This window comes from Frankia sp. CgKIO3, from assembly GCF_977946435.1.
Map to the genome: position 1 here is coordinate 1 of NZ_CDWTMO010000165.1, position 8652 is coordinate 8652.

7 protein-coding genes and 2 pseudogenes are annotated in these 8652 nt (G+C 70.7%); 1 reads left to right on the forward strand and 8 read right to left on the reverse strand.

Annotated elements, in window-relative coordinates; translation table 11 throughout:
* Window positions 1-418: 418 nt before the first annotated feature.
* The 8 genes and pseudogenes from AC08OJ_RS16275 to AC08OJ_RS16310 form a co-directional block, all read right to left on the reverse strand.
* Window positions 419-1006 carry an HAD-IA family hydrolase gene (locus AC08OJ_RS16275; protein WP_476596174.1) on the reverse strand — a complete coding sequence of 196 codons (588 nt, stop codon included), beginning with the start codon at window positions 1004-1006 and terminating at the stop codon, window positions 419-421.
* 889 nt (window positions 1007-1895) lie between these two features.
* Window positions 1896-2438: pseudogene (locus AC08OJ_RS16280) on the reverse strand (ATP-binding cassette domain-containing protein); the annotation flags it as partial.
* Between the two features lie 7 nt (window positions 2439-2445).
* Entirely contained in the window at window positions 2446-3273 is an 828-nt protein-coding gene (locus AC08OJ_RS16285) for a carbohydrate ABC transporter permease (RefSeq protein ID WP_476596175.1), read from the reverse strand.
* On the reverse strand, window positions 3260-4255 hold the full coding sequence (locus tag AC08OJ_RS16290) for a carbohydrate ABC transporter permease (RefSeq protein WP_476594424.1): 996 nt from the start codon (window positions 4253-4255) through the stop codon (window positions 3260-3262). The genes AC08OJ_RS16285 and AC08OJ_RS16290 overlap by 14 nt, the downstream gene beginning before the upstream one ends.
* Before the next feature lie 20 nt (window positions 4256-4275).
* The gene (locus AC08OJ_RS16295) at window positions 4276-5685 is read right to left on the reverse strand and encodes an ABC transporter substrate-binding protein (RefSeq protein ID WP_476594425.1); all 1410 of its coding nucleotides are present in this window, start codon (window positions 5683-5685) and stop codon (window positions 4276-4278) included.
* A 103-nt stretch (window positions 5686-5788) separates the two neighbouring features.
* Window positions 5789-6610 carry an MBL fold metallo-hydrolase gene (locus AC08OJ_RS16300; RefSeq protein WP_476596176.1) on the reverse strand — a complete coding sequence of 274 codons (822 nt, stop codon included), beginning with the start codon at window positions 6608-6610 and terminating at the stop codon, window positions 5789-5791.
* Between the two features lie 285 nt (window positions 6611-6895).
* A pseudogene (locus AC08OJ_RS16305) lies at window positions 6896-7318 on the reverse strand (LysR substrate-binding domain-containing protein); the annotation flags it as partial.
* Window positions 7319-7333: 15 nt separating this feature from the next.
* Window positions 7334-7849, reverse strand: coding sequence for an acyl-CoA thioesterase (locus tag AC08OJ_RS16310; RefSeq protein ID WP_476594427.1), 516 nt, complete (start codon window positions 7847-7849; stop codon window positions 7334-7336).
* Window positions 7850-8055: 206 nt separating this feature from the next.
* Here AC08OJ_RS16310 and AC08OJ_RS16315 point away from each other — a divergent pair.
* Window positions 8056-8652: pyridoxamine 5'-phosphate oxidase family protein (locus tag AC08OJ_RS16315; protein WP_476594428.1), on the forward strand; the 597-nt coding region annotated here is incomplete at its 3' end.

Sequence of the window (8652 nt, forward strand, 5' to 3'; positions counted from 1 at the left end):
CGTCGGGGACAACATCCCTCCGGCCGCGTGATGGTCGTCCGCCCCGGTGGAGGGCGTCGCATCCCGCACGTACTGGATGGTCATGGCCCCTCCAGGGGGTCGCGTGGCAGGTCTGGCGGGTCGGGACACGGCGGTCGACGCTCGTCGCACCGCGTCGGACGGTCGGACGGGTGACGCCGGCGGTGTGGACAGATGAACGCCGACGCCCGATGGCTCCGAACATCATCGTCGCCGTCGGCGAGCATCCTCGCGACCGCCAGAGGTTGCCTACCCGGGGGCCCTTCGGACCATTCGTGGTGGACGTCCGACCCGACCCGGGCCACACCCGCCAGCGGGTCACCGGATCCGCTGCGCCCGCCCGGTCACCGCACGGTCGGCCGGTACCGCACGGTCTAGCCGGCCAGCTCGGGAACCCCGGTCACCGCGGCCAGCTCGGCCAGCGTGTCCGCGACGCTGCGGTGATGGATCGCCCCGTCCAGCCGTGCCGACGCGCCGCCTCGCAGTTCGCGGCGGCGTCGTCGATGAGGACGCAGCCCGGACCGGGCTGGCCGAACGTGCGTTCGGCGAGGTCGTAGATGGCCGGATCGGGCTTGCCGATCCCGATCTCATGGGAGTTGATGATTGACTCGAAGACCGACCAGTCGGGCAGCAGCGCGCGGCGCAGCGGCTCCCACTCGGCCACGCTGTTGGTCAGCAGTCCCACCCGCAGACCGGCGGCGCAGGCGCGCAGCAGCCCGTCGACCATCGCCGACTCCAGGGTGCGACCGGCATACCAGTGGTCCCCGAACCGGGACAGGTCGATGCGTGGCGGGTGGGCGGGCCCGAGGGCGTCCGTGACGAGGATCCCCCAGTCGTGCTGGCTGACCATGCCCCGTTCGAGGGGGCCCAACGTGCGCAGGCCCCACGTCGCCGCCACCTGGTCGAATGCCCGGCGCAGCTCGTGGGCGGGCACGCCCGCGGCAGCGACCAGGTCGCGGAACGCCACAGCGATCGACGACGTCAGCACTCCGCCGAAATCGCATCAGATCGCCCACGGCGCCGCGCCGCCGGCCCGGAACAGGGCCTCCCCCACGGGGGCGGGGCCTCCTGCGGGCAGCGGTTCGGTCATGCCGGCTCGTCGACGACGGCGAGGTCGTCGACGAGATCGTCAGCGTCATCGACGTCATCGACGCGCTGCCCACTGGCCGGGTCGAACAGGTGCAGTCGGCGCGCGGGCACCCGGACCCGCAGCGGTGTGCCGACGGCCGGGACGCCGGCCCGGGCCGGGACGGGACGGTCACCGCCCACCGGGCCGGGACGGCCTCGCCCGGGTTCTCGTCCCACTCTCCGGTCTCCCCCGCCGCAGCGGCCCCGCTCACGCAGTGGACGACGACCACGTCCCCGGTGAACTCGACCACGTCGACCAGGCCCTCCATGACCAGGCCGTCACCGGCCAGGCCCGTACCGGCCACGCCGCCCGCTGCCGCGGCCCGGTCGGGCTCGGCCTCGATGACGCCGTCCCCCGGCCGCCAGCCAAGCCACACCCGGGGCAGCGCCAGCGGTCCGGCCAGCCGCGCGGACAGCCCCGGTGCCGCGAGCGCCCCACCGCCGTTCGCCACCTCCAGGTGCAGGTTCATCGCCGGACTGCCGACGAACGCGGCGACGAAGAGGTCAGCCGGCCGGCGGTAGACCTGCTCGGGCGTGCCGGCCTGCGCCACCCGCCCGCCGTTCATGACCACCAGATGGGTGCCCATGGACAGCGCCTCGAGCTGATCGTGGGTGACGAGGACGACGGTGTTGCCCAGCTCGCGGTGCAGGCGCACGAGTTCGGCCCGGGCCTGCTGGCGTAGCTGGGCGTCGAGCAGGAGCACACTCGGGCGGCGCACGATCGCGCGGGCAAGGCCGACGCGCTGGCGCTCGCCACCGGAGAGCTGCCCGGGCCGGCGGTGACGCAGGTCGGCGAGCCCCAGCAGGACGCAGGCCTCGGTGACCCGGCGGGAGATCTCGCTACGGCTCGGGCCCGCCCCGCCCGCCCCCCGGCGCAGAAACCCGAGGCGGCCGCGGTTGTGCTTCGCCTCGAGCCGCAGGCTGAAGGCGATGTTCTGCTCGACGGTGAGATGCGGGTAGAGGGCGAAGTCCTGGAAGACCATCGAGACCCCGCGCGCGCCCGGTGGCGTCGCCGTGACGTCCACCCCGTTGATCGTCAACCGGCCCTCGTCGGGGGTTTCCAGCCCGGTGATGACCCGCAGCGCGGTCGACTTCCCGTATCCCGACGGCCCGACGATCACGGTGAAGGACCGGTGCGGCAGATGCAGGTCGGCGACGTCGAGCGCGGGCTGCCCGGTGCCGCCGTACCGGCGCATGATCCCACGGAAGTGCACCCCCCCGCTGGGGGCGGGGAGCTCCGGCGGTGGCGCCTCGCCGAGGATCGGCCGGCTGGTCACGGTGGTGTCGGTCATCCGGTGCTCATCTCAGGCCAGCTTGGAGGAAAGCGTCGGTGATGCGGCGGGAGGCGAAGAGGTAGACGATGATCACCGGGATCGAGGCGAGCATGGCCCCGGCGAGCAGCAGGCCGTACTCCGGGCCCTCCTGGGTCTCGAACATCTGCAGGCCCGGCTGGATGGTCGTCGTGTCCGCGTGGGGCGCGACGAGGGTGGGCCAGAGATACTCGTTCCACGTCGTGATGAACACGACGATGGCCACCGCCGCGAGCGCGGGGCGCAGCAGCGGCAGGACGATATGGCGCAGCGTCTCGGCGTGGCTAGCGCCGTCGAGGGTCGCGGCGTCGAGCAGGGTCGGCGGGATGCCGCGGATGTGCTCGCGCAGCAGCAGCACCGCCAGCGAGCAGGTGGCCAGCTGCGGCACGATCAGCCCGGCGAAGGTGTTGCGCCAGCCCAGCCGGGCGACCAGCAGGAACTGCGGGATCATCAGGGCCTGCGGCGGGACGACGAGGGCGATGAGCACCAGCGCGGAGACGAGCCGCTGCCCGGCGTGGGAGAAACGGACGAACGACCAGGCGGCGAGCACCCCGGCGACGAGGTGCAGGACGGTCACGCCCGTCGCCATGACGAAGGTGTTCAGCAGCAGCCGGCCGATGGGGAACCCGTCGATGGCGTTGCGGTAGTTGCTCAGGCTGGCCGGGATGGGCAGCGGGCTGGCGCCGTAGATGTCCACGGGCGGCTTGAACGAGGTGGTCAGAGCCCACAGCATCGGGAAGAGCATCGCGACGACCGCCATGGCGAGTACCACGTGCCGGCCGGCGGCGCGGGCGGCCCGGACGTCAGAGCGCGGCACGGCGCCTCCTGGTCAGTGCGGTCAGCGGGGCGGCGAGGGCGGCCGCGAGCCGGGTGGTCGGCCGGTCCCGGCCCGGGGCGCCGAGCGTGCCGGCGGCGCGGCGGGCCAGCGTCGACAGGCCGAACAGGGCGCACAGCACCACCACGATCGTCAGCGCCGCCGCCGCGCCCGTCCCGGCGTCGAAGTAGGTGAACCCGTAAGTGTTCAGACGGTAGTAGACGTTGTCGGTGGTGTTGTCGGGGCCGCCCTGGGTGAGCACAGCGATGTTGTTGAACGTCCACTGCCCGGCGAACACCGCGCACAGGAACGACAGCAGGATCGTGGTGCCACGCAGTTGGGGGACCACCAGACGGCGGGTGATCTCCCATTCGGTGGCGCCGTCGACGCGGGCGGCATCGAGGCAGCGCCGGTCGATCGCGGCCAGTGCCGCGCCATAGAGCAGCATGTTGAGCGCGACGAACCGGGCCGCGGTGATGAGCGAGATGGCGGCGAGGGCGGTCGAGGGGTCACCGAGCCAGTCCCGCTCGCCCAGGCCCAGCCCGCCGGTGACGACGTTGACGATGCCACCGAGCGGGTCGAGGACGAACCGCCAGGACAGCGTGTTCGCGACGGGGGCGAGCATCACCGGCAGGAACAGCAGGGCCCGGTAGATGTCGCTGGTCCGACCGGGCCGCTTCCACAGCATGATCGCCAGTGCCATCGGGACGATCGTCGCGAAGGGCAGCATCACCAGGACGTAGAGGCCGGTGCGGCTCAGCGCCCGGGGGAACTCTTCGCCCTCGAACAGGCCGCGGAAGTTGGCAAGCCCCACGAAGTCCCGGTCGGGTTTGATCAGGTCCCAGTTCGTCAGGCTTAGGTACGCCTCGAAGACCAGCGGCCCGTAGACGAAGACCGCCAGCGACACCAGCACCGGCGCTTGGTAGAGCCACGGTACGGCGCGGCGCGCCACCGTGGCCGGGAGGGCCCCGCGCGGACGTGCCACGCGGGGCCAGGTGCCGATTATCAGGAGGAGAGTGCGCGGATCTTCTCGGCGGCCTTGCTCAGGGTCGCCTGAGGATCGGCCCCGCGCAGGACGATCGGTTCGACGGCCTCGTCCTGCAGCACGACGACGGCCTGGTTGGCCTTCGCCCCGCGGAACGAGGTGTAGGGGGTGACGGTGTCGAGCTGGTCGAGGGCCGGTTCCAGCAGCTTCACGATCGGGGTGTCGGCGAGCTTCGTCGCCACGCTCTGCCGCAGCGGCAGGTAGCCGATCTTCGAGGTGATGATCTCGAAGCCCTCGTGGGAGGTGAGGAACTTGATGAACTCCCAGGCGGCGCGCTGCTTGGCCGGGTCCTTGGCCAGCACCGCGAGCCCGGCGCCGGAGTAGGTCGGGCGGGCGGGTTTGGTGCCGAAGGACGGCAGGCCCGCGGTGCGCAGCTCGAACTTGCCCGTCGCCGCCTTCTGGGCGCTGGCGAGCAGCGCCGTGCTGGTGACGAACATGCCAAGGTCACCCTTGGTGAACGCGGCCAGGGCCGCTTCGGCCTTGACCCCGGGCTGGGCACCCGAGGCGGTCAGGTCGGCGATCGTGGCCAGCGCCTCGACGGCCGGCTGCTTGTCGAGGGTGACCGCGCCGGAGGAATCGACCAGCGACCCACCGTTAGAATTCACCACCGACTGGGTCAGGTAGTCCGACTTCCCGCTGTCGACGACGCTGATGTAGACGCCCTCCTTACCGGTCGCCTTGATCTTCAAAGCGGCGGCCTTGACGTCGGCGAGGGTTGTCGGCGGCTGCTGCGGGTCCAGGCCGGCGGCGCGGAACAGGTCGGCGTTGTAGTACATGACCGGGATCGACATCGTGTACGGCATCGCCGCGACGACGCCGTTGGTGGAGACGGCCGACAGGATGTTCTTCGAGATGCCGGCGGTGGCCGGCTCCCACTCGCTGCCGGCGACCTTCTGGACCGGGGTGATCGGCAGGGCTTCGACCGCCTCGGCCATCTTGCTCCAGCCGATCTGGGCGACGTCGGGCGGATCACCGGCGGCGGTGTCGGTGCGCAGCCGAGTGAGGACGTCCTTCACCGCGACACCCTGCGGCTTGACCGTGATCTTCGGGTACGCCTTGGCGAAGGCGTCGAGCAGTGCCTGGGTTCCCGTACCGCCGAGACCCGGGGTGCCGTAGTTGTAGGACAGGAAGGTAATGGTCGCCGGGGTGTCACCCTGCGGTGTCGCGGCCGGGGTACCGGAGGCGGTGTCGCTGTCCGAGCCGCAGGCCGCCACGGCGAGCAGGCCGACCGCGGCGGACAACGCCGTGACGACCAGCCGGGCCCGGTGCCGCCGCGGACGGCGGCCCGGGCGATCCTGTCCTGCGTCCCGCTCTTGTCCTGTGTCCCGTTCATGTCCAGCAGCATCGTCGTGCCGGGAAACGGCTGTCACACCAGTCGCCTTTCACGCGTCGGAGCAGTTGCGTCACCCGAGGGGTGATCGCATCCCGGGAACAGGTCGCCGCCCACGGGGGGCGGGAAGACGTCGGCGGAGGTCATGCGATGTCGAACTTGCGGGCCGGGGCGGCCAGGTGCACCGGCCCGTCGAACACCCGCTCGGCCTCGGCGCGCCGCGCAGCCAGCCACTCAGGGTCGTCGGTGACGAAGTGGGTGAGCACGAGCTGACCCACCCCGGCGAGCCGCGCCGCCTCGGCCGCGTCGAGGGCGCTGAGGTGGCCGTGGCCGCTGTCATCGGTCAGCTCGAGGGTGGCCTCGGCGAGGAGAAGATCGACGCCGCGGGCAAGGTCGACGAGGGCGTCGGTCACCCCGGTGTCGCCGGTGTAGGCGAGGCTGGCGCCCGCCGTCTCGATGCGGATCCCGCAGTTCGGTACCGCGTGGCGCAGCCCGTGCAGGCTGACCATGCAGTCGCCGATCTTAAAGGTCTCCCCCGGGTCGTACTCGCGGACGTCGAAGGCGACCTCGAACGCCTTGTCCAGCAGCGGGATGGTCGCGACCGGGAAAAGCCCGGCCAATGCCTGGAAGGTATCCAGGCCGCCCCGCGGAAGGTAAAGAGGAATCGGTTCGCTGCGCGCCGGAATGTCACGTGCCGGGAGCGTCGGGAATCGCATGGGATATCGGGCCCGACTGGCCAGCAATGCCTTTCCCAGTGGGAGGAGATCATAGCAGTGATCGGAATGCAGATGACTGATCACAATACCGTCGAGCGCTGCGGGGTGCCCCAGCGCGCTCAGCGCCGTCGCGGCGCCGGGGCCGCAGTCCAGCAGCATCTTCGTCTCCGCGGTGCAGACGAGGTAGCTGGAGCTGCACTGACCGCCGGTCGGCATTCCCGACCGGCAGCCCAGGACGGTCAACCGCATACGTTCATCCGTTCATCTTGATGTTCCGCTCTTGGTGTTCCGTTGGGAACATATGGAACATTCGGCGCCAGGGTGCGCGAGGATTTCCGCTGTCATCCGCGATGCTGCTGGGTGGCGCCGTCGCCGGCAATACGGAACTTTCGAACGGACGATTGCCCCGGCCAATCGCCATCTACACGGGCCGCCGCCGCCGAACGGGCCCGTGACGAAGAACATCGGGCCGGCCCGGCGACGGGGGCCCGAAAGTGCCGGGGGTGCCGCGAAAGGTGCCGCAGGGGTGCGGGCTCAGCCGCCGGAAGCCGGCTGCCCGTCGTGGGCGAGGACCGGCACCTGCGGCGCGGGAGGTGCGGGGACGGCGTCCTCCCCGAAGGGACCCGCGTTGTCCAAGCTGCGCAGGAACGCCTCGACGACGGGCGACGGGTCGGGGTGCCAGACCACCTGCACCCCGACGGTGGGCACCGGCTCGACGAGCCGCACGGCCGCCAGGCCCTTGCCGGGCACGAAACCGCTGCGGACGGACGAGGCGAATCCCACAACCAACTTCGTCGTGACGACGATCCCCGTGGCACCCGAGTCGTCGACCTCGTCGGCGACCGTCAGGCTGATGCCCGCCCGGCCGGCGGCGGCGAGGATCGCGTCGTGCATGGCGGGGCTCTGTTCCCGCCGGAACAACACACACCGTTGGCGCGCGAGTTCCCGGAACGACGCCTGCTGGCGGTCGGCTCACGGATGGTGGTGGCCGACGCTGGTGATCAGTGGCAGGGTGAGAATCCGTGTTTTTTTATTGATCATGATAGTTGGGTGGGCGTCAACACCGTTGATTATCTTGCTCGGGGCGAGGACGGCTGGCCGGGGGCGGACCGGGAACCATACCGACTCCAGCAGAGCGCGCCGGTCCGGAGGTAGCGGGGTGGGAACGCCGTCGACCAGGTGCACCATGACGGTGTCACACAGCCCCAGGCAGACCTCGTCGAGGAAGAGGCCGGCACTATGCACGAACGACGACGCGCCGATCCGGCTTATCCCGTGGCCGATCTCGTAGGTGGCGGGATAGTGCGCCTCGGCCAGGTAGTGGATGCTGAGCTGTGCGACGACGGGCGTGAACCCGGGCAGGCCACCCGGGTCCTCGGGACGGAGCAACCGGGTGTGCAGTCTTACTCGGGTGTCCTCGTACAACGAGGCGATGGCGACGTTATTAAGGTGACCGAAGCTGTCCATGTCGCTGAACCGCGTGGGCATCGTCTGGCTCAGAGGGTAGCTGGCGAGGCTGAGCCTCGCCGGATCACGTCTCGGGTCCATTTCGCCACTGTGCCCCATCCGATCCGGCCGTGGAGGGTCAACATTCGGTCTTCTTCGTCATGCCGGCCCGCATCTCCCCGGCCGGTCGGATTCCGGCCAGCCGGAAAACGATGTAACGCTGTCGAGACGAGGCCGATACTGAGGGGATGGGAAAGACCTACGAGCGCATCGACGGTCGGCTCCGGGCGTTCATCGAGGAGAAGGTGATCTTCTTCGTGGCGTCGGCGCCGCTGTCCGCCCAGGGCAGCGTGAACATCTCCCCGAAGGGTCGGGCCGGCACGCTCGCCGTGCTCGACGAACGGACCCTGGCCTACCTGGACTTCGGCGGCAGCCACGCGGAGACCATCGCCCACCTACGCGAGAACGGCCGGATCACCCTGATGTGGTGCGCCTTCACCGGGCCACCGACCATCGTGCGGGTGCACGGCCGCGGCGAACCGGTCTTCCGGGACGATCCCCGCTTCCCCGAGCTGCTCACCCACTTCGACGCCGAGCAGGCGGGCGCCGCCGGGCTGCGCGCCGTCATCCTCGTCGCGGCGGAACGGATCAGCGACAGCTGCGGGTACGCCGTCCCGTTCATGGACTACCGCGAGGAACGGCCACTGCACGCCCAGTATTTCGACCGCAAGACCGACGAGGAGTTCGCCGCCTACTGCGCGTCGAAGGAGTTCAACGGCACGAGCGTCGACGGCCTGCCCGCGCTCCCCCTCCCCCTGACCGCGCTCCTGCCGGCCTGCCTAGGT

Excerpts from the sequence above, each read along its gene's own strand:
- AC08OJ_RS16310 (WP_476594427.1), bottom strand. The coding sequence starts at position 7,849 with ATGCCCACGCGGTTCAGCGACATGGACAGCTTCGGTCACCTTAATAAC.
- AC08OJ_RS16300 (WP_476596176.1), bottom strand. The coding sequence starts at position 6,610 with ATGCGGTTGACCGTCCTGGGCTGCCGGTCGGGAATGCCGACCGGCGGT.